Consider the following 24765-nt stretch of genomic DNA (forward strand, 5'->3'; position numbering starts at 1 on the left):
CGGGAACCTGTTGCGTACCAGGTAAAAAGTACCCGCGTTCAGTACACTGGAGTAAAGAAACCCGCCGCTGCCCCGCGGCGGGTTTTTTTATCCTTCCGCCGGTGTGCACTCGCCCGCCTGTGCCTTGCCGAGGAGTCCCTCCAGCAGGGTCAGCGCCTTGCGATGGGGGTTGCCCAGAGCGGCCAGCGTGTTGCTGCGCGCGGTCTTCCCGTCCGGGAAGGTGGCATCGATCCGGAAATAGTCCTGCTCATACATGTCATGCGCCGTCTGCCCTTCGATGAGGATATCGGCGACAAGACCGTCCGTACTGCCCGGATGTGGCTGGAGGATGGCATCGGGCAGGGGACCGAGCGGTGCGAGCTCGCCATCCACCCAGGCCAGCGACACCGCCTTCCCCTCGAAGGACTGCGGCGCTTCCGGCAGCACGATAGTCACCCGGACGCCGAGAGCACTGCTCTCCTGATGGATCGACAGGACGGAGATGCTGAGAGCAGGGCTGTATGCTGCCGTAAAGTTATCGCCCGCAGGGGTCAGGGGAAAGCCGACGGAGCTCGCCGCCGACGCGGTCGCATAGCTCGCCATCAGCGCCGCTTCCACGCGGAAGCCGCTGGCCCATACGGCATCGCTGCAGCCCTCCTGGGCGGCGGCAGAAAGGGATGGCAGGAACAGGCCGGCAGCAAGCGCGGCGCAGGCAGGACGGATCTTCATCGGCAGGGTCACTCCGGGTACAGCCCGGCAGCCCCGTGCCGCCGGCGCGCCCATCTCCCCGACGGCATCGCCGGAACCCGGGATGAGGTGATGCGCTGGGGCCGGATTATGCGCCGTTCCACGCACCGGTAAAGCGGATTTACGCGAGCCCGCTGCCCCCTCGGTATGATTTCCTTTTACAACGGCGGGGGAGGCGGTGGCGGTGCTGCCGGGCCTGCTTCGCACTCGCCATTTTCGGCCTGCTCGATCAGGTCATCCAGCCACAGCATGGAGATGCTGTGCCCGGTCATCATGCCGGACAGATCACCCGAGGTCACCACACTCCCGTCGGGCAGGTGGAAGGACATGGCGATCTTGTCGGCGGCGTGGACCAGCCCCACCGGGTCCCTGTCCTTGATGATGACTGTGTCCCATGCATAGACCGCATCGGCCGCACTCATCTGCGCCGCATAGCGCTTCTCCCACGGCACGCCGTCGAAGATGAAGCCGACTTCTATGTCCTGCCCCGTGAAGGCCGGGATCTCCCGCGCGAAGCGGATACCGGCGGACATGTATTCCCGCCTTTCCTCCATGTCGCTGTCAGGGTCGATGTCGATCGACACCATCAGGGCGGCAATGTCGTCAGCCCCGGTGATAGTGTCGCCGGCCTCGACCGCTGACGGCGCCACCCGTTGCAGGGACAGCGCCTCGGCGCTGTCGCCGTAATAGCTGACGGAGACGTCGAGATCGTCGCTGTATTCTTCCCTGCTGCAGCTTTCCAGCGCGTGAGCCGGGCTCGTCAGCGCGGCGCAGCCAAGCAGCAGCGCGGTCATGGTGGTTGCTTTCCTCATGAGGTCGTTCCCCTCCGTTCTTGCTCCCCTTGCGGGAAGGCTAGGAAAGCTCACCGGGGAATGCAACAGCTCGGGGGGCAGGGAGCGATAGAGGCCGATGTTTCAGAGAGTATCCATGAAACTGCTCCCGATACGGAGTTTGAGGTATCTTGTCAGCCAAGGCCTGTAAGGCGGATTCCGCCTTACAGGCTTGGTGAGCAATTGTACTGCCGAATTCTTCCTGTCAAGGACGCGCCAAAGGCGCGCCGCGTAGCGGGCTTCGCTCCTTGACAGGAAGAATTCGGCGGTGCACCTCGCCGTCAGATTTTCTCCCCCAAAGGCGCGGTAAACTCCGACACCGCCGCATCACCGGTATTGACCACATCGGCAGGCTCGAAGATCAGCACCTCGGCCTCCTCGTCGCTGGCGGTGCGATGCTCCACACCTCGGGGAACGACGATGAAATCCCCCGGTCCCAGTTCCGCAACATGATCGCGAAACTCGACCCGGAACGCGCCCTTGACCACCAGGAACATCTCCTCGGCTTGCTGGTGGGAATGCCACGGAAACACGCCCCCCAAAAAAACTAAAAGGGCGTCTTCACCGCCCGCACGGTCTGCCCGTTCAACTCGGCAATGACCTTCGGCCGCCAGTGCTCGGAGAAACTGGCGAATTTTTCAGAGAGGGATTGGGGTTCGGTTATCATGAATATGAACTTAATCTATTGGCCATGGTTTCTGTTCAGCATTGATGCTCAGTTTTGGATTCTGGTTCAGACTATTATTGGTTTCAAGAAAAGCGGAAAGAATATCACGCGTTGCTTCGGCGCATGGATAGTTTGCATAATATGTAAATGTCATTTCAGTGCTGGCAGTCGTGTATCCAATCTCCCAACCAAACCCCTTGTCAGATGACCTCAAGGCTTCTGATTTTTCTTGGATTAATTCGTAATATTCTTTCATTGCACCCCGGTCTGTTTCGTCAAACGAGGCGAGAATATCTATTTCACAACCATCGATCTCCGTTGCAGGATCGTCCACTGCCATTAAGGCCAGTAATGCGATGACAGAGATCAATTCCAGCTCCAATATTACTACCGATCATAGCGTGAAGAGCACCATACTCAGTTGGAGCTCTCTCACGTCAATCCCCGATCCCGCGATACAGCGCTGTCTGCTTCAGCCCCATGCCCGAGCCCTTGCCGAACTCCACACTCTCGCCTGATTTCTCCAGGTCGAACCCGGCTGTTACCACAGCCTCATAGTCCGGCTCGGTAATCGTCGAGACACTGACGAAATCGGCGTGGCCGCCATCCGGCGTCAGGGACAGGTCGATATAGCCGCGTGTCATGTTGGAGTGATAGCGGATCGACGGGTTGGTCTGGTTGATCAGCAGGGACATGTCCTCGGCGACATCGCCGAGATAGGCTGCGCCGCCGGGGGAGGTGACGGCGGAGGTGCCGAGCTCCACGCCCATCTTCGTGCCATTGTCCCGGTACAGATCGTTGGCCCACCATTCATGGGTGTCGCCGGTCAGCACGATCAGGTCCGAGACGCCGCGAGCCTGCAGCGTCTCGTACAGCCGCTCGCGTGCCGCCGGATAGCCGTCCCACGCGTCGAGGTTCTGGGGCAGGCCCAGCTTCGATGCGGCGATATAGGCATAGATGCCCGGCCATTGTTCGGCGAGTTCTGCGACCGCCGGGCTGTCCTCGTATGGGGTCAGGTCCGGTGCGGTGACATTGGCCATGATCACCTGGTTGGCGACGAGGCGCCATGGCTGGCCCTTGCTCTTGGACTGGCCCATGGCGTCGGCGACGAACCCCAGCTGCGCATCACCCATCAGGTAGCGGCTCTCATCCGCCTTCACGCCCTCATACCAGGCCTGCGCGTCCTCGCGCGTGGTGACGGTCTTCATCACATCTTCCAGGTGGATTTCCTCCACCCGCGCGGTCAGGCGCGTCTCGATTGCGGTGATCGTTAACAGGTCGCCCCATTCATAGGCGCGATAGAGCTGGTGCAGGGCGCGGCCCTCCGGCTCGCGCACGGGCATGTATTCGTAATAGGCCTGCATGGCGGCGCGGCGGCGCGCCTCCCAGTCGCCTTCGGTTTCCGGCTGGTGGTTCTGCGCCCCGCCTTCCCACGAATTGTTCGCTGTCTCGTGGTCGTCCCACACGGCGATCAGCGGATGGGCGGCATGCATCGCCTGGGAGGCCATGTCGGATTTGTACTGGCGATGGCGCACGCGGTAATCCTGCAGCGAGACGATCTCGCGGGCCGGCTGGTGCTGGCGGCCGAGCGCCTCGCCGACCTCCGCGCCATAGCCATCGGGCCCGTATTCATAGAGATAGTCGCCGAGATGGATGACCGCGTCGATTTCCTCGCGCCGGGCGATGTGGTCATAGGCGTTGAAATAGCCGAACGGATAGTTGGAACAGGAGACGACGGCGAAGCGCGCCGCCTCGACCGCGCCGCGGGGCAGGGTCTTCGTCCGGCCCACCGGCGAGGTGCCGTTGCCGGTCGCAAAGCGATAGTAATAGGTCGCGCCGGGCGTGAGCTCTGCCACATCGACCTTCACCGTCCAGTCCTGCGCCGGGCCGGTGGTGATCGACCCGCGCTTTACGATGGAGGCGTCTGTGAAGTCCCGGTCCGTCGCCACCTGCCACTCGACCGGCACCATCGACGTGCCTTCAGGCCCGACCGGCGCGGCGCGTGTCCAGATGATCACCCTGTCAGCCATCGGGTCGCCGGACGCCACGCCCTGCGCGAACTGCGCATTGGCGACGCCACGAGCAGACGAGAACGCGCCCATTTTCGGCTGGCTGGCGCAACCGGCAGCCCCCACGGCAACGGAGCCTGCAAGCGTGCCCAGCAGGGCTTTACGGCGTGTAACATCGGTCATGGCGGCAACTCCTCGGACTGTCCTCGTATCTTGCCCCTTATAGCCCGGTCTTGTTGGCAGTTTTATGAAAAGCTGCAGCTGCCATCCGGAAAGGCGCGGGAAAAGGGTCCCGCACCCGGGAAACATAAATTTTTGTTTCTCCACACCTTATCCCCCTTTACAGCGGCCTCGACAGGTTTTATTTCCCGTGCCTCGCCAAGTCCGGGTACTTCTCTCGTGGGGCTGGCGTCTTTGTGCTTTGATAGTCAGCGCCGGCAAGCCCGAGGGAGGGGGAGACGGAATTAGCTATCGTCGTCAAGGAGGTCCCATGAGGTGGATAAATACAGTACTGCCGTCGACTTAGCTCGGGATATCACCCCGTCTTCACCCGTCTTTTGTCTTCGCCCCCATGCTGCCAGGGCCGCCGCGCGCTGGTTCGTTGAGCATTTCCCGGGCAAGTCGTTCTACGCCGTCAAGGCGAACCCGTCGCCATGGCTGATCGAGGCCCTGGTCGAAGGCGGCATCCGCCATTTCGACGTCGCCTCCATCGCCGAGGTGCGCCTGATCCGCGATGTCTTCCCGGAAGGCACGCTCGCCTTCATGCACCCGGTCAAGGCGCCGGAGGCGATCACCGAGGCCTATTTCGAGCATGGCGTGCGCATCTTCTCGCTGGACTCTGAGCGCGAGCTGGAAAAGATCATGAAAGCAACGGGCTACGCCACGGACCTGACGCTGTGCGTGCGCATGGCCGTGTCCTCCGCCCTGTCGAAGATCTCGCTGGCGTCGAAATTCGGCGTGAATGAAGAAATCGACGGCGAGCTGTTGCAGAAGACCCGCCAGGTCGCAGAGCGCCTCGGCGTCTGCTTCCATGTGGGTTCGCAGTCCATGTCGCCGACCGCCTATGCCGCCGCGATGCAGCGCACACAACGCGCCATCGTCAAGGCCGGCGTCGTCGTCGACGTGCTGGACGTGGGCGGCGGTTTCCCGTCCGCCTATCCGGGCATGGAAGCCCCGGCGCTGCAGACTTACGTCAACGAGATCGCGACCCGCTTCGAGCAATATCTCGTCGCGGAAAACTGCGAGCTGTGGTGCGAGCCGGGCCGGGCGCTCTCCGCTGAGTCCGCCTCGCTCATCGTGCGCGTTGAGAGCCGCAAGGACGGCGTCCTCTACATCAATGACGGCACCTATGGCGCGCTGTTCGATGCCGGCACGCTGAACTGGACCTATCCGATGGAGTGCCTCGCCGAAGGCCGCTCCACCAAGCTGGCGGCGTTCGAGTTCTACGGCCCGACCTGCGACGACCACGACCACATGAAGGGCCCGTATTACCTGCCCGAGGACATCCAGGAAGGCGACCATATCGAGATCGGCATGCTCGGCGCCTATGGTTCTGCCATGCGCACCGGCTTCAACGGTTTCGGCGCCTATCAGGAGATCGAGGTCGCCGACGCGCCGATGCTGACTATGTATGGGGCAGACCTGCCGCAAGCCGCCAACGACATGACGGGAGAAATGACCCAATGACAGCCAACTCACCAGACCGTTCCAATCGCAAGGCCGAACTGCTCGCCAACGTCGTCGAGCATATCGACATGAAGAGTTTCGACGCCCGCCCCATCATCGAGGCGATGGAGAAGATGTCCTTCTCCTCGCGCGATCTCGGCCGCGCCGCAAAGATCTACAACATGATGCTGGAAGACGAGTGCGCCGTGTTCCTGGTGCTGGCAGGCTCGACCAGCGCCGGCGGCTGCATGGATGTCTATGCCGACATGGTCAAGAACAACATGGTCGATGCCGTCGTCGCCACCGGCGCGTCCATCGTCGACATGGACTTCTTCGAAGGGCTCGGCTTCAAGCATTATCGTGCGCCTGCGGAGCAGTCCGGCGGCGCGGCGGACGATAACGAGCTGCGCGACCTCTATATCGACCGCATTTACGACACCTTCATCGACGAGGAAGAGCTGCAGGCCGTCGACCACACGATCTACGAGATCGCCGAACAGATCGGCGAGGGCGTCATGTCGTCCCGCGCCTTCATCAAGGAGATGGGCAAATATCTCGTCGAGCACGGCAAGAAGGAGCATTCGCTCGTCCGCATCGCGTACGAGAAAGACGTGCCGATCTTCTGCCCGGCCTTCTCGGATTCCTCGGCCGGTTTCGGCCTCGTCAAGCACCAGGTCGAGCGGATGAAAGCCGGCAAGGGTTATGTGTCGATCGACAGCGTTGCCGACTTCCGTGAACTGACGATGATCAAGATCGAGGCCGGTGCCTCCGGCCTCCTGATGGTCGGTGGCGGCGTGCCGAAGAACTTCGTGCAGGACACGGTCGTCTGCGCCGAAATCCTCGGCTATGACGATTGCGAGATGCACAAATACGCGATCCAGATCACCGTCGCCGACACCCGCGACGGCGCCTGCTCGTCCTCCACGCTGAAGGAAGCCTGCAGCTGGGGCAAGGTCTCCACCACCTACGAACAGATGGTCTTCGCCGAAGCCTCGACGGTGGTCCCACTGCTGGCGAGCGACGCCTGGCACCGTGAAAAGTGGAAAGGCCGCAAGGAGCGCCGCTTCGCGAAGATGTTTGATTAGGGCTGGGTACTGGTTTTCAGTCTGACATTATTAGTTATGAGAAATCCCCGCTTCTGGCGGGGTTTTTTTATCTGAATCTTCAAACCGATAGCATGTCAAATTCAACAATTATAGTTGAAATAAAATTCGACAAATATAGTCAATAGTGCAACTTTTCCTGCTACGTTTGAGGGAGATCGAGATGAAAGTTTTCATCAGTTGGAGTGGAGCCAGAAGTAAGGCCCTAGCGAATGCGCTACGAGACTGGCTACCTTTGGTTCTACAATATGTTGAACCTTGGGTTTCTGATAAGGATATCAGTGCTGGCGATCGGTGGGCGCAATCGATAGCTGGAGAATTGGAGTCTGCAAACTTTGGCATCATCTGCGTTACCCCTGAAAATTTGCAATCGGAATGGATATTGTTTGAAGCGGGTGCGCTTTCTAAATCTATGCTTGATGCGAAAGTTATTCCGTTATTGTTCGGTCTGGAACTAAGTGATTTGAGTGGGCCGTTGTCACAGTTTCAAGCCCAGAAAGTTGACCAATCTGGAATTCTGGAAGTCGTCAAATCAATTAATAAAATCGCTGAAGAGAAAACAAGCGCCGATATTGTGGCTCGGCTAGTGCCCCAGCTGTGGCCTAGTTTGCAAACAGAATTGGCTAAAATACCCAATGCTCAGCCTACGGATAAGCAAGTAAGGTCCCAGCACGAAATTTTAGAAGAGCTTGTGACTGGTGTGAGAGGTCTTAACTCCCGAATAAGAGATTTTGAAACAGCTTTTGTTGAACGAGGTGAACCCTCACGGAAGAAAAGAAAACGTCTTCATCCCGCTATATTTGATGAATTCAATGAAATGAGTAGAGATTATGATGATGCTCCCATAGTTTTGGTGTTGATGGCAGGTTATGTCCGTGAAGACTTCCCTTGGTTGGCCGAGATTCTAAACGAATCTTATCGCGAAATACGAGATGGCGGACATGAGGCAACAGATCGGGTATTAAACCGTCTACGCGGATCGCTCAAGGCCCTGACCTATGGGAATTTAGGCCGGGAAATGATCGGGAATAATAAAGACGCTTACATGATGGTCGATGAACTACACTTTGTTTTGGACATGGTTCTACATCGCCTCCATGATCGACCCAACAAGAGATCCCAAGCTTTAGAGAATGATTCAAAAAACTAATTGCAACTGAATCGCCAAATCATGGATGCACCCTGCAATCCTATAGCCAGCGGCGCTTTTCCTGAGGGAAGAAACAGGCCGGCCTGTTTCTTCCCTCAGGAAAAGGCCATGGCGGCCAATCGTTTTGCAGCCCTGATTTAGTCAAGGGTCGCCTCTGGCGACCGCGAAGCGGCTGCGCCCTTGACTAAATCAGGGCTGCGAAACACCCGTCCGATCTCTCCTCTTGTCATCCCGGGGGATGCGCAGCATCAACCCGGGACCCATCTCTGGTGCTATGCTGGCTTGCGGCGCGTTGTCGGTCGGCCCAAACTCTCCCCAAGTGGCCATGACGTCAGAGCTGGGTCCCGGATCTCGCTTCGCTCGTCCGGGATGACAAGCGGCGGGAAGGGCGCGTTGCCCCTACCAAAGTCAGGCACCAAAGCCGATATTGCCTTGACAAAATCAGGGCTGCGAAACACCAGATTGCGATAGTCCTCAACTCCGCCAACAGGTGATCCATGAAATCCGCTTCCGCCATCCTCAAGAAGGGTACCGTCTTCCTGCGGGCCTTTGCGCAGACGACGACCACGGGGCTGTGGATCGGTCATGGCCGGGTGTATGCGACGCCCATCGGCGAGCCGTAGGCGCTCACCGACGCCATCCGGGCCGTCATCGACGCCTCGATCCATGGCGTGCCGCATCCCCGGCAGGATGAATGGAAAAACGTCCAGAAGCCGATGCTCGACGCCGTCGGCGCCAGAAGCTGGTCAGGGCTGGCCAAGGGCGCCATGGCCGTCGGCCTGCAGTGTACGGACGGGATCGTGACCATGACACCGGGCCGTGACTACGAGAAACAGGGCGGCACCAGCCTGCCCGATCAGGCCATCACCGTGCCCCTCGAGGTGCCGGACCTCGGCCAAAAACTGGTCGAGGCATTCGAGCGCTGCAGCTGACCGGCACGGTCGAAGCCAGATGTCTTACTCCGGCGCGACCTGCCTCAGTCCGCTGGTTGCGCAGGCAACATCCATGATCACGCCGGGGCTCTTGCTCCAGCCTTTCAACTCATAGCGGTTCTCGCCGAATTTCGACGGAAACATCATCAGCATCATGGTGGTGCTGTTGGTATCGCCCCAGCTGAAATTGTCGGGCAACTGATCCAGGCTCACCGTCTCCGTTGATGTGGTCTCCATGTAAACCTGACCGTCCGTGTTCATTTTCAGGTCCGCGTCATACTTGATCCGCGCAACGTAATTTTTCCCGTTCAGCATCGTCAGTTTGGTGACTTCATAGATTTCGACCGTTTGGCCGGTCCTGATGATATTCATGACGGCACGCACCGGTTCGTAGTCGCCGCCTTGCGGCGTCGCCCCGCACTCCCATTCCACGACCCTGTCGAGATACTCGGCCTGCTCGGTCCATTGCTGCTGGGTCGCGGTCGCCTGCGTTGCCATGGAAGCAGCCGCCATGGCGGCGATGAGTGTGGTCATTGTCATTGATGTTGTCCCCCTCTTGGAAAGCCTGACCGTAGAGGGGGCCGATCCACACCGTCCACCCCCTGTTCAGGTGAGTAAATGGCCCGCGACGTCCAGATTGTTATCCCCGCAGCCTCAGCCCCCGCTATAACCACCTTCAAGCCGGGTGAGGACCCGGCGGCGGCGCTTCATCCTCCCGTAACCTGCGGATGAGGGCGGGCGCATCAGGTTCCGGATTGCATGAGAGGGTGTGCGCAAGTCTCGCATCGTCGATCCGGGCGGTGTTCCGTACCTTGACAGTATGGACCGGAGAGCCGCGTATCGGCCCGGCACCAGATCACCGCCGTGGAAGTGGGCACCGCCCATACCACTAGATATTCTGACGGACGGTTTCCCGCTTCCACGGGCCCCCTCGATCTTCCCATACGCTCGCGGGGCAACCCGGCGGCGCTAGAACTGCACGCGCACCACTTCGCGGCAGGTTTCCTGGCCCGGGCGGCGGACGACCATGTCGCACAGATCCTTCAGGCCGGGTTTCAGCGCGCGGTGGCGCAGATAGGTCAGCCATTGCTCCATGCCGATGTCTTCTTCCAGCTGCTGGACGACCTTGTTGCTGGCGAGCAGGGCGACGACGCGGTCGCCCATTTCCGGATAGGCACTCGTGTCGATCACATAGGTGTCGTATTCCTTGGTGGTGTAGTCGCGGCAGCGCAGGCCGACCCCCAGCGCGACGATAACGACATAAACCTCTTCGCATCGGGCCTCGTCCTGCATCAGCACTTCCTCGCCCGCCAGCTGGCCGGGGCGCGGGTCGACCGGCTGGGCCGAGCGCTGCATGATCTGGGCCTCCTGCGCGGCCGCGAAGCCGGGCAGGGTAAGGGATGCGGCCATAAGGGCGCCAGCTGCAAGGCTTTTGATATAGGCAGATGTGGGCTTGATCATGGGGTTCTCTCCTTCCCTTGAGCGGGCCTCTCTCATGGCCCGAAAAATATCCTACCCCCAATTGGGGCCGGAATATGCCGGGAAGGGTGCCTTGGGCGGGGTCAGTCCGGTTTGACCAGCCGTAACCCGCCGGAGGCGCACGAGACGTCCATGATCACGCCGGGGGCCTGGCTCCAGCCTTTCAGGTCGTATCGTCCTTCGCCGAAGCGGGCCGGCTTCATCGCCAGCATCATTTGCACATTGCTGGTATCGCCCCAGCTATAGCCATAGGGCAGCTCGTCCATCTCGGCGACCGAGGAGGATGTCGTCAGGAAGAACATCTCGCCATTCGGGTCGATCCTGATATCGGCGTCATATTTGATCTTCGCCTGATAATTGCCGGAGGGCAGGGCGAGGCCGTTGGTTTCATAGATGACCGCATTGTACTGGTCGCGGCGGTTGATCCTCATGATCACCTGCACGCCCTTGCGGTTGCCCTCGCCGCGCGGCACCGCCGAGCAGGACCATTCGATGACGCGGTCGACGAAGGCAGACTGCGTGTCCCATTTCTGCTGCAGGGCCGGTGTCATCTGCAGCATGGCAGCGGCGGCCAGCGGGGCGGCAAAAGTGTTGGCGAGTATGGCGGTAATCATCATCAGTCTCTCCTCTTCAGATTTTTCTTAAAGGCGACCGGCAATCGTTCAATACCTTGTTTGGGGGAGGTCAGGTGCGCAGGATGCTCTCCATCTTCTTGCCGCGCGCCAGTTCATCGACCAGCTTGTCCATGTAGCGGATCTCGCGCATCAGCTCTTCCTCGACCTCCTCGACCCGCACGCCACACACGACGCCTGTGATCAGCTCCCGCTTGGGATTAAGGACAGGGGCCTGCGCAAAGAACGTCTCGAAGTCGCGCCCGTCCTCCAGCGCTTGCGCCAGGCTTGCGCCTTCATAGCCCGTCAGCCAGCGGATGATTTCATCGAGCTGCTCTTTCGTCCTGCCCTTTTTCTCGACCTTGTTGACATAGAGCGGATAGACACTGGCAAAGCTCATCGAATAGATGCGATGCGGTTTCTTCGTATCAGCCATGGCTTGTCCTCTCTCGCATTAATGCGGCTATTCTCAAGGAACGTATGCTAGCCTGGAATCCTGTTCCGGTCTTGTCTCACGGTCCAGACGGGGTAGCATCTGACAAACCGAGGGAAACATCATGTTCACGACCTTCCTTGCTGCTATCGCCGTCATCCTGCAACTCCAACCAGGCACCAAACCTGAAGGTGATGGTTTTACCCGTTGGGATGGGCCTTGCCAGAATATGGAATGGTTGCAGTATTCTTCCTCTGCGCCCGGCTTCGACTGTTACGCAATTGCTGAAGCCGAGGAAGTCTACCTGGCCCTTATGGTCGGGACTGTTGCAGGCGAACCATTCCCTTATGTCATTCTGCTGAAGCTGCCTGAACAAGGCTGGCGGCTGTCGGCCTATGGCTATGATGCCGATTGGGTGGGGGAGGATGAAATCGCAAGCTGGATCGTTTCCCGGCACGGCTATCGAGCCGATCTGTCATCGGAAGCTGTTGCTCCTTTCCTTGAGGCCGTGGGCAGTGGATCTTATGACGGAATTCCCGATGTTGCCCCTTATCCCGTGAGCGAGGACGACGCCTACGAAATCATTTGCATCGACGGGTCTACGCTCAACATCACAATCAAGACCAAAGCAGGTGTAACCACCGGCAGACGACATGGCTGTGCTGGCCGCACGCTTCTTGATGAGTTTGCCGAGGAACTGTCGGCGCTGGCAACTGAAAGAGAGCCGGTGATGGCTCGTTATCTCGATGTGCTGAGCCAAAAAGAGGATTAGGCCAGCAATTCTTCACTCACTGTCTTGGCAAAGGACCGCGAAACCGGCGCTTGCCTGCCCGATTTCAGGATGAGGCAAAGCTTGCCGTTTTCCCGCGCCGTGTCCGCGACGCCGTCCCGTGACACCCACCAGCCGCGATGGGTCTGTACCCCGTCGGCATCTTCTAGCTCACGCAGGGCATCGGACAGGCGCATCAGGATCAGCTCTTCGCCCCGGTCCGTGTGGACGCGCAGGTAATGGTCCTCCGACGAGACGGCATGGAGCGTCGCGCCGCGATATTTCACCGGCAGGCGGTCCATGAACCGTGCCGCGGGAGAGGGGCGCTCAGTCGCTGTCTTCGCTGGCCCAGTGCTTTCCGGCGCATCCTCGCCCGGGGCGGGCCCGATCAGCCCGAACGCCTTGAAGGCGATATAGCCGAGAGTGATGTTGGTCAGCGAGATGACGATGACATAGCCATAGCGCACAACCCATGTCACGGGTGACCATAGCGGGTTGAAGCCATACTGGAAGGCGGCGAGCACCAGGGTCACCGGTGCGGAAACGATGGCGGCGATGAGCAGGATGTGCAGGGCCGGGTGGCGGTCACGCAGTGCATCGTCGATCACCCAGGGCGTCACCAGCGCGGTCGCCAGATTGCCGACGACGAAGGTGCTGGTCCAGAAAAACACACGCTCCTGAAAGGGCATGTAGTCGGTGTTGTAAACGCTCCAGAACGAAAACAGGAGGCCCATCACCAGGGAGAAGGCAACGGCCCCCAGAATGAAATTTCGCTGTGATAACTGCATCTTACGCCCTGCATTTCACGCTTCGCGAAATGAAATTACAGCAATTGGCGCATGATTCCAGATGTTTCGCGTAAACACGCTCGCGCCCTTGGTCGTTGCCCGACAAGGTCCGCTCATCCGCAGATGAAAGGACCTGAAAATCATGTTTGCCGACTTCGATACGCTCTTTGGCTGGAGCAATAATCTCGCCCTTATCGGATGGCTCTTGCTCATCCTGCTGCCGCGCTGGACCTGGCTGACCACGACCACCGGCATTATCATTCCCGCCCTGTTGAGCGTCTTCTATGGCGGCCTTGCAATGGCGAGTTTCGCGACGATCGATGGTGGCGGCTTCGGTTCGATCGATCAGGTCCGGGCGCTGTTCACCTCCGATGCCGGCCTGCTCGCCGGCTGGGTTCACTATCTGGCCTTCGATCTCGCCATCGGTACATGGATCGCCCGGCGGTCGGATGAACAGGGCCTGTCACGGCTGGTACAGACGCCGATCCTGATCGCGACATTCCTGTTCGGGCCGCTCGGCTTCCTGCTGCACGTGCTGACCGGCACCGCATGGCGGGCACTGGAAACGCGCAAGGGCGAGGTGGCAGCATGACCCGCTTTACCCTTGCTGAACGGGCCTGGCTGCAGGCCGCTCTCTTCCTGCTCGCCCTTGTGCCCGTCACGCTCGTCGCCGGTGCCCTGGATGACCGGTTGCTGAACGACATTTCCGTCTGGGTGAAGCCGATGAAGTTTCATGTCTCCACAGCGATCCACCTGCTCACGCTGGGTATTCTCGTGCGCTTTCTGCCGGATCGCACGCGGGGCGCAGCCTGGCTCAGCGGCCTCGCCCTTGTCTCCGCCGGTGCCGCGATATTGGAGATCCTGGTGATCACGGTGCAGGCAGCCCGTGGTGTCGCTTCGCACTTCAACAACGACACGATGATCGATTCGGTGATTTACGGGCTTATGGGTATCGGGGTGATGCTGGTCATCCTGCCAACGCCGATCATCGGCGGCAGGTTTCTGGCGGCAAAGACGACGGACCGGCTTGGGGGCGGCCTTAAGCTCGGGACCGGCCTGGGGCTGATCCTCGGCTTTATCCTGACGCTGGTCATTGCCGGGTACATGTCGATGCAGCCGACCGGCCACTGGGTGGATGCGCCGCGCACGGATCTTGGCGGCGTGCCGATCGTCGGCTGGTCGCGCCAGGGCGGTGACCTGCGCGTGCCGCACTTCTTTGCCACGCATCTGATGCAGGCTCTGCCGCTTGTCGGGTATTTCGCCGACAAACTGGCAGGGAAAAGGGCAAGGGTAATCGTCTGGATCGCGGCGATAGCAGGCTCGGTGATCGCTATCGCAACCTTCATGCAGGCACTGGCCGGGCAGCCATTTATTGGCGAAGGTTTTATCCTGTTTTAAAATCCGTGTGGTAACTTTTCTCAAGGCGCGGCAGGGTGGTCTTGCCCTTGACCCGAGCAACGGCACTGTGGAACCCTGCACGCGTCAGAGAGAGAAGATGAAGGGCCTGTTTGAAAGGCGGAAAGAGGGGATTTCATGTCCATGCGTTCAACCATCATCGCCTGCACGGCTGTGGCAGCACTCGTTGCCGGATGTGGCAGTTCACCTTATGTCGACGCGCCGAACTGGCTGACGGCGGACAATTCACCAGTCTGGACAGCGCCTGAACGAGCGGACTTTGTAGACAGCATCACGCCGGGTGAGACGACCCTGGGGGAAGTGACGGCACGGTACGGCCCTGCCATGGCTTACAGCAATGATGCGGACGGGAGTGAGATCACGGCTGAACTGGTCTGGTATGGAAAGACCGGTTTCGACCAGCCCTGGGCGGCGGTGGTCATTCCCGGCTATTATCAGGAGTGGAGCGATGCCTCGCCGGTTCTCGCTGTCTATAACAGCGAGGGCGCACGCAAGACACAGCGCGATACCGGCGGTAGCGTTGCGAAAGCGCGGCCGGCTGCACAGGCTTCGCCGTCCGCGGCAGCGCAGACACCTCCGGAAGGTGAGGGTGACGGGCCTGAAGAAGTCGATGCCAGCGCAGTGGCCCTCGCCGATGGGGTTATCGGGCCTGATGACATTGATGATGACCTCGCCGCTGAAATGGCGGCATTTGGCGAGACAGGGGCTACCGTTGCGGACTTCCGCTCTGAATATGGGGCGGCTGCGGAATATCAGGAGGATGTTCGTTTCTTCCGCAAGGTCGGCTCAACGCTTTATTATGGCAGCGGATATGGTGATGGGCCCAGTATCTGGGTCGAGTTCGATGGCAATGACCGCTACAGATCGGCCATGATCCATGTGCCGCGCGGGCGAGGTCAGGCACCCTATGAGCGGTTCTTCTGACGCAAGGATACTCTATCCGTGAGCTGATGATATAGTGCCAACCTACTGGCTGGCACCTCTCAGGAGAGCCTCAAGGGCCTGCTCGTCTGCAATCTCGTTACGGTTGCGATCGAACAGCCCGAACCCGAAATTACCGGTATGGCCATTGTCCCAATAGACAGGCACGAGGCCGTGCTCCAGCGCCGAGCGGGTGACATATTCCAGATACCAAGCACGCGAGGCGAGGTGACGTTCCAGCGCTTCACCCTTTAGATTGCGGCGGGAAATTGCGCCATATTCGCCCAGAAGGACAGGTACACCCTTGTCTGTGAACTGGTGCTGCATCATGGCGAACAGATCGTCGACCATGTCTTCCTCACCCCAGTTGGCATTGCGGTCACGCATTTTGCTATAGTGATAGTCCTCTCCCCAGAAGAAGAACATCTTGCCCCAGTTTTCGTCCTTTTCCATCCCTGCAAAATTCCAGGGTGTATAGAAATGGACTTCCGCCATCATCCGGTCAGCGACAGTGTCTTCCGGCATGCCAGGCCAAAGGTCGCGGGTTTTTTCGATATCGGTTCGCGGTCCCTGAAGGATCAGTGTACGATAGGCATTGCGCCCGCCGGTTTCGCGCACGGCATCGACGAAGATCTGGTGATAGTCGGCAAGAACCGCCATCTGGCTCTGGTTATCGACATTGGGCTCGTTGGCACCAGCAAAGACGAGGCGCTCGTCATGGTCGCGGAAATGCGTGGCGATCTGCTGCCAATAGGCTCGTTGCCTGGGCGCGACGTCGTCTCTGGCCTCGCGGGTGACGTTGTTTTCAAGCCAGCCGCCATCCCAGTGGATGTTGATGACGACATACATGTCCTCCGCAATTGCATAGTCGACAACCTCTGTCACCCGGTCGAGCCAGGCGTCATCGATCTTGCCGGTCTGCGTATCTGCATACTGGTCCCACGCCACGGGCAGGCGGATCGTGTTAAAGCCGCTGTCACTGACAAGACTGATGAATTCCTTAGTGACCATCGGGTTGCCCCAGCCGGTCTCCCCTCCGCTCGCTTCCAGCGTATTGCCCAAATTCCAGCCGAGGCCCATATCGGCCGCGATCTGCATGGCGTTCTTTTCCATGCCGCTTCGGTCTGCCTCGATCGGACTTGTGTTGTAATCTGGCAGGGTCTCACCGGCGGCAGCGCCCCACGAAAAGCTATATGCGGCCAGCATGGCGGCCATCAGAAGGCGGATGAATTTCACGATCGTTTCCTCTCGACTTGCGCGGTAGTTCTTTTGGGCGAGACCCTAAGGCCAAGCACATGCTGCGTCAATTTTGTTTCATGAGAGGAAATCTTTTTATATGAGAAACTTCATGAATTTCTGACATAGCCAACTGGCGCCGGATCGGTCATGGTCCCGGCGGAGAAATTAACGCGAGGGATGAAAAATGACCAAGCCTTTTGCCCGACTGCCGATGCTCGCCTGTATGGCGATGTCAGGCCTTGTGTTGGCACCAGCCGGTGCATTTGCGCAGTCTATAGAACAGGTCGACGCTGTGCCGGAGATGGCAACGCCGCTGCCCGTCTATATCGGCGGGCGCGTCGTCGATGCCGGGGCGCACTGGAAGCGGCAATGGCCGGGGACATATTTTGAGACAGCCTTCGAGGGGCGTGAGGCTTACATCGAAATCGGTGATGGCGATGTCATGCTGAACGTCATCGTTGATGCTGGCCAGCCTGTGAGGTTGATCAAGCCCGAGGCCGGCCTGTATCGGATCAGCGGATTGGCAGACGGTACCCACTCCCTGAAAGTCCAGGTGATCAGCGAAAGCCAGGCCGGCGCGACGGCCATTGGCAGTGTCTACACGACGGGATCGTACACGCCGCTTAAAACGCGCGGGCCGCAGATCGAGTTTATCGGCGACTCCCATACAGTCGGTTATGGCAATACATCCACGACGCGAGACTGCACGCAGGAAGATGTGTGGTTGACGACCGATACATCGCAGGGACCGGCGGGCGTCATTGCCGGTCATTATGGTGCCGACTATCAGGTCAATGCGATCTCCGGCCGCGGCATCGTGCGTAACTATGATGGTGGGGCGGGCGACACGCTGCCTGCAGCCTATCCATTTGCGCTGCTGAATGACGATACGACCTATGAGCCGGAAGGCTGGGCACCGGAAGTCGTTGTTATTTCTCTCGGCACGAATGACTTCTCGACAGAGCTGAAGCCAGAGGAGAAATGGGCAACGCGCGATGCACTGCAGCAGGATTTTGCCAGCACTTATGTCGCTTTTGTCGAGATGCTTCACGAGCGCTACCCTGGTGCGTCCTTCATACTCTGGGCGACAGATCTGGCAGATGGCGAGATTGCCGCGATGGGAGAAGCCGTCGCCGACGAAGTGGTTGCCGCCGGGGATATTGATATCACCTTCATCTCCATACCGGGCCTGGCCATGAGTGGATGTCATTATCATCCGGATACGGCTGATGCAGGGCGCATAGCGGATCAGGTGATCGCCGAGATCGATCTCATATTCGCTGAAGCAGAAGCTGAATGAAAACCATCGGCCTTATCGGCGGCATGAGCTGGGAAAGCTCTGCCGTCTATTATCGCCTGATCAATCAGGGTGTCCGGCAGCGGCTGGGCGGTGCCCATTCCGCCCGCTCGCTGATGCTGTCGGTAGATTTCGGCGAGGTCGAAAAGCTGCAGCACGAAGGTAAGTGGGAGCCGCTCTCGCAGATCATGGTGGATGCAGCGTCGGACCTGCAGAAGGGTGGTGCCGACTGTGTCGTGATCTGCACCAACACCATGCACAAAATGGCGGATGATGTCGCTGCGTCGGTTTCCATCCCGCTATTGCATATTGCGGATGCAGCGGCTGAGCGGGTCAAGGCGGACGGCATCAAACGCGTCGGCCTGCTCGGCACGGCCTTTACGATGGAACAGGATTTCTACAAGGGGCGGCTGCGTGAGCGCCACGGATTGGACGTCATCATCCCCGGCGAGCAGGACAGGAAAGCCGTACACGATGTAATTTATAGCGAATTGATCGTCGGCAAGGTCGAGAATGCCTCTCGCAGGGCTTATCAGGGCATCATAGCCAGGCTGACAGACGAGGGCGCTGAAGCGATCATCCTCGGCTGTACGGAAATCATGCTGCTGGTCGGGCCGGATGACTGCCCCGTGCCGCTCTATGACACGACAGTGATCCATGCGGCTGCAGCGGTTGATTTCGCGCTCTCGTCCGGCTGACCGACAGTTGCCAAGTCCGGCGCAAAACCCTTACGCTCCAACCTCAAGAGGTGAGGGAGCCTTCGCATGAAGAAAATATTCAAATCCACTGGCGCGATCATGGCCATCATCGGGCTGATGACTGGTGCCCAGGCCGGTGCGCAAACGACGCTGGTCAAGGCCGCGCGCTATCTCGACATGGACAGCGGCCGATATGTTTCACCGGCGACGGTGCTTGTCGAGAATGGGCGTATCGCTTCCCTGTCGCCGAGCGCGGAGCAGGTGAACAACGCGGACGAGACCATCGATCTCGGCGGTCGTACCCTGCTGCCGGGGTTCATCGATATGCATACCCATCTTGCCTATGACATTGGCACGGACTGGGTGACGGAGCCGGTGCGATGGACCGAGGCGGACTTCGCCCTGCGCGGCGCGTCGAACGCGAAAAAGACACTGGAAGCAGGCTTTACCACGGTACGCGAGCTTGGCTCGCCAATGAATGTCTCCTCCTCGCTGGACGAGGCCGCCAATCGCGGGTTGATCGTCGCGCCGCGCATCTTCGCTGCGAATTCCTCGCTCAGTGTCACCGGCGGCCATTGCGACGTCACCGGCTTTGCGCCTGGCATCCTGGAGGGGGACGTGAAATCCGGCCTTGCTGACGGCGCTGATGAATTCCTGAAAGCGACCCGCTACCAGATCAAGCATGGTGCCAAGGTCATCAAGGTCTGCGCCACCGCCGGCGTCCTGTCGTTCGAGGCGACCCTAGGTGCCCAGCAGATGACCATGGAAGAGATGCGCGCCGTCGTTGAGGAAGCAGAACGCCATGGCGTGCGCGTCGCTGCCCACGCCCACGGCACGGAGGGCATCATTGCCGCGTCAGAAGCGGGCATCCATTCCATCGAGCATGCTTCGATCATCACCGATGAAGCGGCGAGGGTACTGAAGGCAAACGGCACCTATATCGTGCCGACACTCTATCTGTCGGAATCCATCGACTATGACGCCCTGCCAGCCCCCATCCGCAAGAAGGCGGAAGATGTCATGCCGATGATGGATGAGAGCTTCAGGGTCGCCATGCGGCGCGGGGTGAAGATTGCCTTCGGCACGGATGCGGGGGTCTATCCCCATGGAGATAACGCGAAGGAATTCGCCTATCGCGTCAATCTCGGCCAGTCCGAGATCGAGGCATTGCGCAGCGCAACGACCTATGCGGCCGACCTGCTGGGCGTGAGTGATCGTGGCCTGATCGCGCAGGGTAGATATGCCGATATCGTCGCGGTCGATGGCGACCCGCTGGAGGATATCACCACGACCGAAACAGTCTCCTTCGTCATGAAGGGCGGCACAGTGTTTGTAGCGCCCTGACATGGCCGATAGCGAAGACAAACTCAAGCCCGCCTTTCTGGCGACAGCTGCTTCCGGCGCTACGCTGCTGGCGGTTGTGTCATTTTCCGGCGCCTTGTGGCCGTATTCTCCCAACGAGACGGCACAGGCTCATCTGGCCTTCGCCAATGCGGTAGCTTTCATCGGGTTTCTGGCAGTGACAATGATCTGGTGTTCAGGTGCTTTGTTACGCAAAACAGCACTGGTTGACCAGATAACGGCCATCGCCAATCTGGCTGCCGTTCTGGTTTTCTTTATTTGTATGATCTTTGCCAGCATCCAAGTCACAGAGAGCATGAACGCTTGGTTCGAAGCCCCGCCCCGTATGCCGCCCTGGCTGATCCGGCTGACCCAGATCGTCATGCTGGTGGGGCTTATCCCTTTGATTTGTGCGCTTTTCTGGCGGCTGCTGGCGCCCGTCTTCCGGCTTTTCGGGAGCAGAAAACGCTAGGGAATGTCGGGCTTCTGCGCTTGCACCGGGCCGGATTCTCGGCAACACTGGTCTCTAATGGGGCCCGCGCCTTTGGCAGCGGGGAAGCTTGGTGGAGGCCCGATGCCAGTATCGGGGGGTATATGACGTCAGAAGTTGTGTTGATGAACCGCAGTGCCGTGGCCATGGCCGCGGACAGCGCCGTGACGATTTCCGGCGCGAACTATCTGAAGACCTATAATTCGGTCGACAAGCTGTTCCCGCTGGTCGACGGCCAGCCGGTCGCGGTCATGATCTATAACAATGCAGAGATCATGTCGACGCCGTGGGAAACGGTCATCTCGCTCTATCGCGAGCATGCCGCCGGCAAGCCGATGGACACGATCGAGGCCTATGCCCAGGACTTCCTGAACTTCATTTCCGGCAATCCGGACCTGTTCCCGCCGGACCATCAGGACACGGAATTCTTCAAGCATGTGCTGGTCGTCTTCACCATACTTGCCGAGGATTTCGACTATCAGGTCGCCAAGTTCATCGAGGCCAAGGCGGGCAGGGTGCGCGACCACATCAACCAGATCTTCGAATTCGTGGTCGAGCAACTGCACAATGACTACCAGCGCAATCTCGACGATACCCCGCGCCCGGACCTCGACGCCTTCCCGCAGGGCATGGATGAGCAGATCCGCCGCCGCTACAAGGCGGAGATCAACGAGCTGATCGAGGCGCTGGTGCAGGCGCTGGCGCAGGACCATCCCGGCCTGCACATCACGGATAAGCTGCGCGCAAGACTGACGGATATCGCCGTCTATTCCGTCACTCGCGATGCGTTCTTCGAGCACTATACCGGCGTCGTTTTTGCGGGCTTCGGGCGGCAGGACAAATATCCCTCCATGCGTTCCTACCTGACCTCGTCTGTCGTGCTCGGCCTGCTGAAGCACCGTCAGGACCGGATTGCCGATATGGGCTCCAATTCCGGCCCGGTCGTCCAGCCGTTTGCGCAGGACAGGATGATCCGCACCTTCCTGACTGGCATGGACGGGTATCTGCGCATGTTCATGTTCGGCGAGACGCTGAAGTTGACGACCAATGTCGTCTCCGACCTTGTCGGGCGCGTGCCGGGCCTGAGCGATGACCAGCGGCAAACGCTGTGGGCGGATTATTCGGAAAACAACATGGTCATGGCGCTGCGGGAGTTCTTCCGCTCCGTCGACCGTTACCAGCATATCGTCCATACGCTGCCGATCTATCGCGCGATCCAGACTCTGCCGAAGAAAGAGCTGGGCGAGACCGCGGCAAGCTTGATCAAGCTGAACTCCTTCCAGCAGAAGGTCATGAACTCCATCGAGACCGTCGGCGGGCCGATCGATGTTGCCGTCATCACCCGCAATGGCGGGCTGGAGTGGCGCACAGAAAAAGCGGAGCTGTAAGATGAGCAAAAGTGGCGATCGCCTGAAACAGATCTGGCAGGGCTTTGAATCCCGCACCACCCGCAACCTGACCGGCTCCGGCGTTGATAACATTCCGCGTCCACAGATCGAGGAGATGGAGCGCCATCGCTCGCTGCTGGAGACGGCCCACAAGGCGGCATCCGTGCCGATGCCTGAAGGGGTCGAGGAGCCTTCGAAGGCTGCCTTCGATGCGCTGCGCTCTCGCCTGACAAGCTTCGACCAGAAAGGCCGGCCGGAGAAAAAGCAGTACAAGCCTGCTGCCGAGCCCGAGGTCAACATGACAGCCGCCGAAACGCTGCACACAGAGCAGCTGATCCGCGACCTGAAAGTGACCGAGAACCTGACTGCGCGCCGCGAACTCGATTATATGGGCTATGCTGCGAAGATGCAGGCCGAGCGCGACAGCCGCCGCAAGCGCAAGAAATTCCTCGGTCTTTTCTAGGCGCTTCATCAGCGACCTTTTCCATCAGCTCCTGCGTTCCTATCTGGTAGGATAGACAAACGGAGGAGTAACGGATGCAGATCACTACCACCCCGCACGTTCCGGGCCGCGAGGTTACCGAAGCGCTTGGCGTCGTCACTGGCGAGGCCATCCTTGGCGTCAATATTTTCCGCGACCTGTTCGCCGGCCTGCGCGACATCATCGGCGGCCGGTCAGGCGGCTATCAGAAAGCCCTGCGTGAGGCGCGCGACCACGCCATGAACGACATGGCCGAAGAAGCCCGCGCGCTGGGGGCAGATGCCATCATCGGTGTCGATCTCGATTATGAAAGTATCGACACCCAGAAAGGCGCGATGCTGATGGTCTCCGCCAGCGGTACAGCCGTAAAGCTGCGCTAAAATCAACGCCCCGGCAGAAATTATCTGCCGGGGCGTGTGAAATTGTCCTTTGACAGAATGCTACTGGCCAATCAGGTCCGTATAGCCGTCATCATTCCAGCCTTGCGGGAAGCCGTCGATGGCAGCGCGCCGGATATCATTCTTCAGGCTGTCATGGCCTTCGCCCGATGTTGCGCTCAAGGCATTGCCGATCTTGCCATCGGTGCTAGCATCATCACCGAAAGAGGCTTCGACGCTGACTGAAGAGAAGTCACGATATTTGGCAACTGAATCGAAAAAGACCGCCAGGTCTACGCCCATCGTTTTGACCGAATAGCCGTAATCGGTGATCAGGTAGCGCTCGATCACCGTATCCTCTTCCCACTTCTCTGCATGGGCGAAAAAGAAGCCGTTATTGTACTGGTTGTTGCCTTCCAGCGAGAGTCCGCCCTGGAAGAAGGCGAGCATGGCGAGGCCCAGGCAGCGCGAGCCGTCGCCGCAAACGACCGGCATCAGGATAACCCGATCAGCGCCGTTGATGGCCAGAACCGCCTCGCGCTCCATGATGGTGCCGACTTCATAGGTATAGCCATTGGCCGTCAGGATCGGCAGCAGGTTTGATGCCGAGAAATCGTAGATCATTGACGCATCGCTCGATGCCCCCAGTGAGTTCATCTGCGCACTGGCAGGCATGACCATGCCGGCGACAGCCATGCAGGCAGCAGAAAGTGTTACAGCAAGCTTATTCATGAAAAATTCCCCTCCAATTGACGCGATATCTCACCACCACGGCGCGGGAACGTCAATCACTAGATCAGGGGAGGTCTTGGGCCTCAGGGACTAAAGAATCACTTCAGCGCCCTCGATATCTTCCCCGGCGAACAGGGCCGATATCTCGTCACGCGCCTCCATCGTCACCCGATAGCCGATATCGATGAATTCGTCTGCGCGGTCGAAGGACGTTGGTCCGGCGGCCCGCATGTCGGGCATCAGGCGTATATCGGGCTTGTGGATTTGCGCCTTCGCCTCTGCAAGCTGGGTCTGGAAGATATCGATGGTGGCGATCGCCGTCTCGAAGAAGTGCGGCGTTGCCTGCATCTTGGCCTTGGCCAGTTGTATCTGGCGTTCAACATAGTGGCGCGTGTTGGCGAGCAGGTGATGCAGCGGTTCGGGCAGCAGGTGTTGCTGCTCGACCAGCGGGGCCGGTTCGACGAGAGTCACGGCGCGGGTCGGGGGCGGGTCGAACCGTTCAAGGGTCAGCGCGACGGCGGTCAGGTCGACGGCAATGACTTTATCCGCGCCGAGCGAGCGGGCAAGATCGACTGGCACAGGGTTGGAGAGGGCACCGTCGACAAACCAGTGGTCACCATGTTCATGGGGCAGTCTGGCAGCATGAATCACCATCGGGATTGCACTGGAGGCGCGCACCGCGTCGATCACCGAACCCGTCGTGACCCAGTGTTCCCGGCCCGTGCCGAGGTCTGTGGCGTTGACGCCGAAGGGGATTGGCAGATCAGCGAAATCCTTGTCGGCATGGCGGAAAGCCTTGAACGCCGCATCGGGGTTCAGGAAACCGCCATGGGAGATGTTCACCGCAAAATCGCGCAAGGCAGCAAGCGGCCCCAGCTCCCGCGCCCATTTCTCGAACTCCGGCAGAACGCCGAGCAGATGCGCCCCGCCGACCAGCGCCCCGACAGAGCACCCGGCGATCACATCAGGCTTGTAGCCCATCTCGTCAAACGCACGCAGGACGCCGATATGCGCCCAGCCACGCGCCGCGCCGGAGCCGAGTGCCAGACCGATTTTCGGTCCCTTATTGGTAGATGCGGTTTGTGGCGTAAGGGATTTGTTAAGCATTCATTAACATTCTTCTTCTCGAACGGCATTCACCGGGCGTGCGACTCTGGATAACTTACCGGGTCGGCACTCTGGTCCCGGCTTGCGAACACTTGCACGTTACCGTTTCACACGCG

At 59.6% G+C, this 24765-nt stretch carries 29 protein-coding genes; 16 read left to right on the forward strand and 13 right to left on the reverse strand.

The window, feature by feature from the left end; translation table 11 throughout:
* Positions 1-87: 87 nt before the first annotated feature.
* From FF098_RS14300 to FF098_RS14320, 5 genes are all read right to left on the reverse strand, one after another.
* Positions 88-708: a hypothetical protein gene (locus tag FF098_RS14300; RefSeq protein ID WP_155141769.1), complete on the reverse strand. Its 621-nt coding sequence runs from the start codon at positions 706-708 to the stop codon at positions 88-90.
* 176 nt (positions 709-884) lie between these two features.
* A complete protein-coding gene (locus tag FF098_RS14305; RefSeq protein WP_155141771.1) occupies positions 885-1538 on the reverse strand; it encodes a hypothetical protein in 654 nt (217 codons plus the stop codon).
* A 299-nt stretch (positions 1539-1837) separates the two neighbouring features.
* Positions 1838-2044 (reverse strand): cupin domain-containing protein, encoded by a 207-nt coding sequence (locus FF098_RS14310; RefSeq protein WP_229714593.1) that lies wholly within the window; start codon positions 2042-2044, stop codon positions 1838-1840.
* 189 nt (positions 2045-2233) lie between these two features.
* Positions 2234-2593, reverse strand: a complete 360-nt coding sequence (locus FF098_RS14315; protein WP_155141773.1) for a hypothetical protein — start codon at positions 2591-2593, stop codon at positions 2234-2236.
* A 67-nt stretch (positions 2594-2660) separates the two neighbouring features.
* Complete coding sequence (locus FF098_RS14320) at positions 2661-4415, reverse strand: alkaline phosphatase D family protein (RefSeq protein ID WP_166426558.1); 1755 nt, start codon at positions 4413-4415, stop codon at positions 2661-2663.
* A gap of 312 nt (positions 4416-4727) precedes the next feature.
* Here FF098_RS14320 and FF098_RS14325 point away from each other — a divergent pair, with 312 nt between their 5' ends.
* From FF098_RS14325 to FF098_RS14340, 5 genes are all read left to right on the forward strand, one after another.
* Positions 4728-5918 (forward strand): type III PLP-dependent enzyme domain-containing protein, encoded by a 1191-nt coding sequence (locus FF098_RS14325; RefSeq protein ID WP_166426559.1) that lies wholly within the window; start codon positions 4728-4730, stop codon positions 5916-5918.
* Complete coding sequence (locus FF098_RS14330) at positions 5915-6982, forward strand: 1,9-bis(guanidino)-5-aza-nonane synthase (protein ID WP_155141777.1); 1068 nt, start codon at positions 5915-5917, stop codon at positions 6980-6982. Before FF098_RS14325 ends, FF098_RS14330 begins: the two co-directional genes overlap by 4 nt.
* A gap of 181 nt (positions 6983-7163) precedes the next feature.
* Positions 7164-8150 (forward strand): toll/interleukin-1 receptor domain-containing protein, encoded by a 987-nt coding sequence (locus FF098_RS14335; RefSeq protein ID WP_155141779.1) that lies wholly within the window; start codon positions 7164-7166, stop codon positions 8148-8150.
* 497 nt (positions 8151-8647) lie between these two features.
* Complete coding sequence (locus tag FF098_RS17875; RefSeq protein ID WP_268235288.1) at positions 8648-8773, forward strand: hypothetical protein; 126 nt, start codon at positions 8648-8650, stop codon at positions 8771-8773.
* A gap of 48 nt (positions 8774-8821) precedes the next feature.
* The gene (locus FF098_RS14340; protein ID WP_166426560.1) at positions 8822-9082 is read left to right on the forward strand and encodes a hypothetical protein; all 261 of its coding nucleotides are present in this window, start codon (positions 8822-8824) and stop codon (positions 9080-9082) included.
* 24 nt (positions 9083-9106) lie between these two features.
* Here the strand turns inward: FF098_RS14340 and FF098_RS14345 are convergent, their stop codons facing one another.
* The 4 genes from FF098_RS14345 to FF098_RS14360 all read right to left on the reverse strand — a co-directional run bounded on the left by FF098_RS14345 (position 9107) and on the right by FF098_RS14360 (position 11608).
* Positions 9107-9622, reverse strand: coding sequence for a hypothetical protein (locus tag FF098_RS14345; RefSeq protein WP_155141783.1), 516 nt, complete (start codon positions 9620-9622; stop codon positions 9107-9109).
* 429 nt (positions 9623-10051) lie between these two features.
* Entirely contained in the window at positions 10052-10543 is a 492-nt protein-coding gene (locus FF098_RS14350) for a hypothetical protein (protein WP_155141786.1), read from the reverse strand.
* A gap of 101 nt (positions 10544-10644) precedes the next feature.
* Positions 10645-11178, reverse strand: a complete 534-nt coding sequence (locus tag FF098_RS14355) for a hypothetical protein (protein WP_155141787.1) — start codon at positions 11176-11178, stop codon at positions 10645-10647.
* 67 nt (positions 11179-11245) lie between these two features.
* Positions 11246-11608, reverse strand: coding sequence for a DUF2200 domain-containing protein (locus FF098_RS14360; protein ID WP_155141789.1), 363 nt, complete (start codon positions 11606-11608; stop codon positions 11246-11248).
* 121 nt (positions 11609-11729) lie between these two features.
* Between FF098_RS14360 and FF098_RS14365 the strand changes: the two genes are divergently transcribed.
* Positions 11730-12377: a hypothetical protein gene (locus FF098_RS14365; RefSeq protein ID WP_155141791.1), complete on the forward strand. Its 648-nt coding sequence runs from the start codon at positions 11730-11732 to the stop codon at positions 12375-12377.
* Here FF098_RS14365 and FF098_RS14370 read toward each other — a convergent pair.
* Positions 12374-13162, reverse strand: a complete 789-nt coding sequence (locus tag FF098_RS14370; RefSeq protein WP_155141793.1) for a LytTR family DNA-binding domain-containing protein — start codon at positions 13160-13162, stop codon at positions 12374-12376. The genes FF098_RS14365 and FF098_RS14370 overlap by 4 nt on opposite strands.
* 142 nt (positions 13163-13304) lie before the next feature.
* Here FF098_RS14370 and FF098_RS14375 point away from each other — a divergent pair, with 142 nt between their 5' ends.
* From FF098_RS14375 to FF098_RS14385, 3 genes are all read left to right on the forward strand, one after another.
* Positions 13305-13754, forward strand: a complete 450-nt coding sequence (locus tag FF098_RS14375) for an ABA4-like family protein (RefSeq protein WP_155141795.1) — start codon at positions 13305-13307, stop codon at positions 13752-13754.
* The gene (locus FF098_RS14380) at positions 13751-14560 is read left to right on the forward strand and encodes a hypothetical protein (protein WP_155141797.1); all 810 of its coding nucleotides are present in this window, start codon (positions 13751-13753) and stop codon (positions 14558-14560) included. The genes FF098_RS14375 and FF098_RS14380 overlap by 4 nt, the downstream gene beginning before the upstream one ends.
* Before the next feature lie 135 nt (positions 14561-14695).
* On the forward strand, positions 14696-15502 hold the full coding sequence (locus FF098_RS14385) for a hypothetical protein (protein WP_155141801.1): 807 nt from the start codon (positions 14696-14698) through the stop codon (positions 15500-15502).
* 42 nt (positions 15503-15544) lie between these two features.
* On the opposite strand, the gene FF098_RS14390 is transcribed toward FF098_RS14385, so the two are convergent.
* Positions 15545-16735 carry a glycoside hydrolase family 5 protein gene (locus FF098_RS14390; protein ID WP_205967528.1) on the reverse strand — a complete coding sequence of 397 codons (1191 nt, stop codon included), beginning with the start codon at positions 16733-16735 and terminating at the stop codon, positions 15545-15547.
* Positions 16736-16922: 187 nt separating this feature from the next.
* On the opposite strand from FF098_RS14390, the gene FF098_RS14395 reads away from it, so the two are divergent.
* The 7 genes from FF098_RS14395 (at position 16923) to FF098_RS14425 (ending at position 22813) form a co-directional block, all read left to right on the forward strand.
* A complete protein-coding gene (locus tag FF098_RS14395) occupies positions 16923-18038 on the forward strand; it encodes an SGNH/GDSL hydrolase family protein (RefSeq protein WP_155141803.1) in 1116 nt (371 codons plus the stop codon).
* A complete protein-coding gene (locus FF098_RS14400; protein WP_155141805.1) occupies positions 18035-18733 on the forward strand; it encodes an aspartate/glutamate racemase family protein in 699 nt (232 codons plus the stop codon). Before FF098_RS14395 ends, FF098_RS14400 begins: the two co-directional genes overlap by 4 nt.
* Before the next feature lie 66 nt (positions 18734-18799).
* On the forward strand, positions 18800-20077 hold the full coding sequence (locus FF098_RS14405) for a metal-dependent hydrolase family protein (protein WP_155141807.1): 1278 nt from the start codon (positions 18800-18802) through the stop codon (positions 20075-20077).
* A gap of 1 nt (position 20078) precedes the next feature.
* Positions 20079-20546, forward strand: a complete 468-nt coding sequence (locus FF098_RS14410; protein ID WP_155141809.1) for a hypothetical protein — start codon at positions 20079-20081, stop codon at positions 20544-20546.
* A gap of 122 nt (positions 20547-20668) precedes the next feature.
* On the forward strand, positions 20669-21952 hold the full coding sequence (locus tag FF098_RS14415; protein ID WP_155141811.1) for a hypothetical protein: 1284 nt from the start codon (positions 20669-20671) through the stop codon (positions 21950-21952).
* Between the two features lies 1 nt (position 21953).
* Complete coding sequence (locus tag FF098_RS14420; RefSeq protein WP_155141813.1) at positions 21954-22415, forward strand: hypothetical protein; 462 nt, start codon at positions 21954-21956, stop codon at positions 22413-22415.
* A gap of 74 nt (positions 22416-22489) precedes the next feature.
* Entirely contained in the window at positions 22490-22813 is a 324-nt protein-coding gene (locus FF098_RS14425) for a YbjQ family protein (RefSeq protein WP_155141815.1), read from the forward strand.
* Between the two features lie 60 nt (positions 22814-22873).
* Here FF098_RS14425 and FF098_RS14430 read toward each other — a convergent pair whose 3' ends face one another.
* Together FF098_RS14430 and FF098_RS14435 are read right to left on the reverse strand one after the other, a co-directional pair.
* Positions 22874-23542 (reverse strand): type III secretion system chaperone family protein, encoded by a 669-nt coding sequence (locus FF098_RS14430; protein WP_155141816.1) that lies wholly within the window; start codon positions 23540-23542, stop codon positions 22874-22876.
* A gap of 90 nt (positions 23543-23632) precedes the next feature.
* Positions 23633-24649 (reverse strand): patatin-like phospholipase family protein, encoded by a 1017-nt coding sequence (locus tag FF098_RS14435; RefSeq protein ID WP_155141818.1) that lies wholly within the window; start codon positions 24647-24649, stop codon positions 23633-23635.
* Positions 24650-24765 lie beyond the last annotated feature (116 nt).

Origin of the sequence: Aquisalinus luteolus, from assembly GCF_009712425.2 — a bacterium.
Taxonomy (GTDB): domain Bacteria; phylum Pseudomonadota; class Alphaproteobacteria; order Caulobacterales; family Parvularculaceae; genus Aquisalinus; species Aquisalinus luteolus.

Coding starts and splice junctions, on each gene's coding strand:
- FF098_RS14300 (WP_155141769.1), bottom strand. CDS start 708: ATGAAGATCCGTCCTGCCTGCGCCGCGCTTGCTGCCGGCCTGTTCCTG.
- FF098_RS14305 (WP_155141771.1), bottom strand. CDS start 1,538: ATGAGGAAAGCAACCACCATGACCGCGCTGCTGCTTGGCTGCGCCGCG.
- FF098_RS14320 (WP_166426558.1), bottom strand. CDS start 4,415: ATGACCGATGTTACACGCCGTAAAGCCCTGCTGGGCACGCTTGCAGGC.
- FF098_RS14330 (WP_155141777.1), top strand. CDS start 5,915: ATGACAGCCAACTCACCAGACCGTTCCAATCGCAAGGCCGAACTGCTC.
- FF098_RS14335 (WP_155141779.1), top strand. CDS start 7,164: ATGAAAGTTTTCATCAGTTGGAGTGGAGCCAGAAGTAAGGCCCTAGCG.
- FF098_RS17875 (WP_268235288.1), top strand. CDS start 8,648: ATGAAATCCGCTTCCGCCATCCTCAAGAAGGGTACCGTCTTCCTGCGG.
- FF098_RS14345 (WP_155141783.1), bottom strand. CDS start 9,622: ATGACAATGACCACACTCATCGCCGCCATGGCGGCTGCTTCCATGGCA.
- FF098_RS14350 (WP_155141786.1), bottom strand. CDS start 10,543: ATGATCAAGCCCACATCTGCCTATATCAAAAGCCTTGCAGCTGGCGCC.
- FF098_RS14355 (WP_155141787.1), bottom strand. CDS start 11,178: ATGATGATTACCGCCATACTCGCCAACACTTTTGCCGCCCCGCTGGCC.
- FF098_RS14360 (WP_155141789.1), bottom strand. CDS start 11,608: ATGGCTGATACGAAGAAACCGCATCGCATCTATTCGATGAGCTTTGCC.
- FF098_RS14365 (WP_155141791.1), top strand. CDS start 11,730: ATGTTCACGACCTTCCTTGCTGCTATCGCCGTCATCCTGCAACTCCAA.
- FF098_RS14370 (WP_155141793.1), bottom strand. CDS start 13,162: ATGCAGTTATCACAGCGAAATTTCATTCTGGGGGCCGTTGCCTTCTCC.
- FF098_RS14375 (WP_155141795.1), top strand. CDS start 13,305: ATGTTTGCCGACTTCGATACGCTCTTTGGCTGGAGCAATAATCTCGCC.
- FF098_RS14380 (WP_155141797.1), top strand. CDS start 13,751: ATGACCCGCTTTACCCTTGCTGAACGGGCCTGGCTGCAGGCCGCTCTC.
- FF098_RS14385 (WP_155141801.1), top strand. CDS start 14,696: ATGTCCATGCGTTCAACCATCATCGCCTGCACGGCTGTGGCAGCACTC.
- FF098_RS14395 (WP_155141803.1), top strand. CDS start 16,923: ATGACCAAGCCTTTTGCCCGACTGCCGATGCTCGCCTGTATGGCGATG.
- FF098_RS14400 (WP_155141805.1), top strand. CDS start 18,035: ATGAAAACCATCGGCCTTATCGGCGGCATGAGCTGGGAAAGCTCTGCC.
- FF098_RS14405 (WP_155141807.1), top strand. CDS start 18,800: ATGAAGAAAATATTCAAATCCACTGGCGCGATCATGGCCATCATCGGG.
- FF098_RS14410 (WP_155141809.1), top strand. CDS start 20,079: ATGGCCGATAGCGAAGACAAACTCAAGCCCGCCTTTCTGGCGACAGCT.
- FF098_RS14415 (WP_155141811.1), top strand. CDS start 20,669: ATGACGTCAGAAGTTGTGTTGATGAACCGCAGTGCCGTGGCCATGGCC.
- FF098_RS14420 (WP_155141813.1), top strand. CDS start 21,954: ATGAGCAAAAGTGGCGATCGCCTGAAACAGATCTGGCAGGGCTTTGAA.
- FF098_RS14425 (WP_155141815.1), top strand. CDS start 22,490: ATGCAGATCACTACCACCCCGCACGTTCCGGGCCGCGAGGTTACCGAA.
- FF098_RS14430 (WP_155141816.1), bottom strand. CDS start 23,542: ATGAATAAGCTTGCTGTAACACTTTCTGCTGCCTGCATGGCTGTCGCC.
- FF098_RS14435 (WP_155141818.1), bottom strand. CDS start 24,649: ATGCTTAACAAATCCCTTACGCCACAAACCGCATCTACCAATAAGGGA.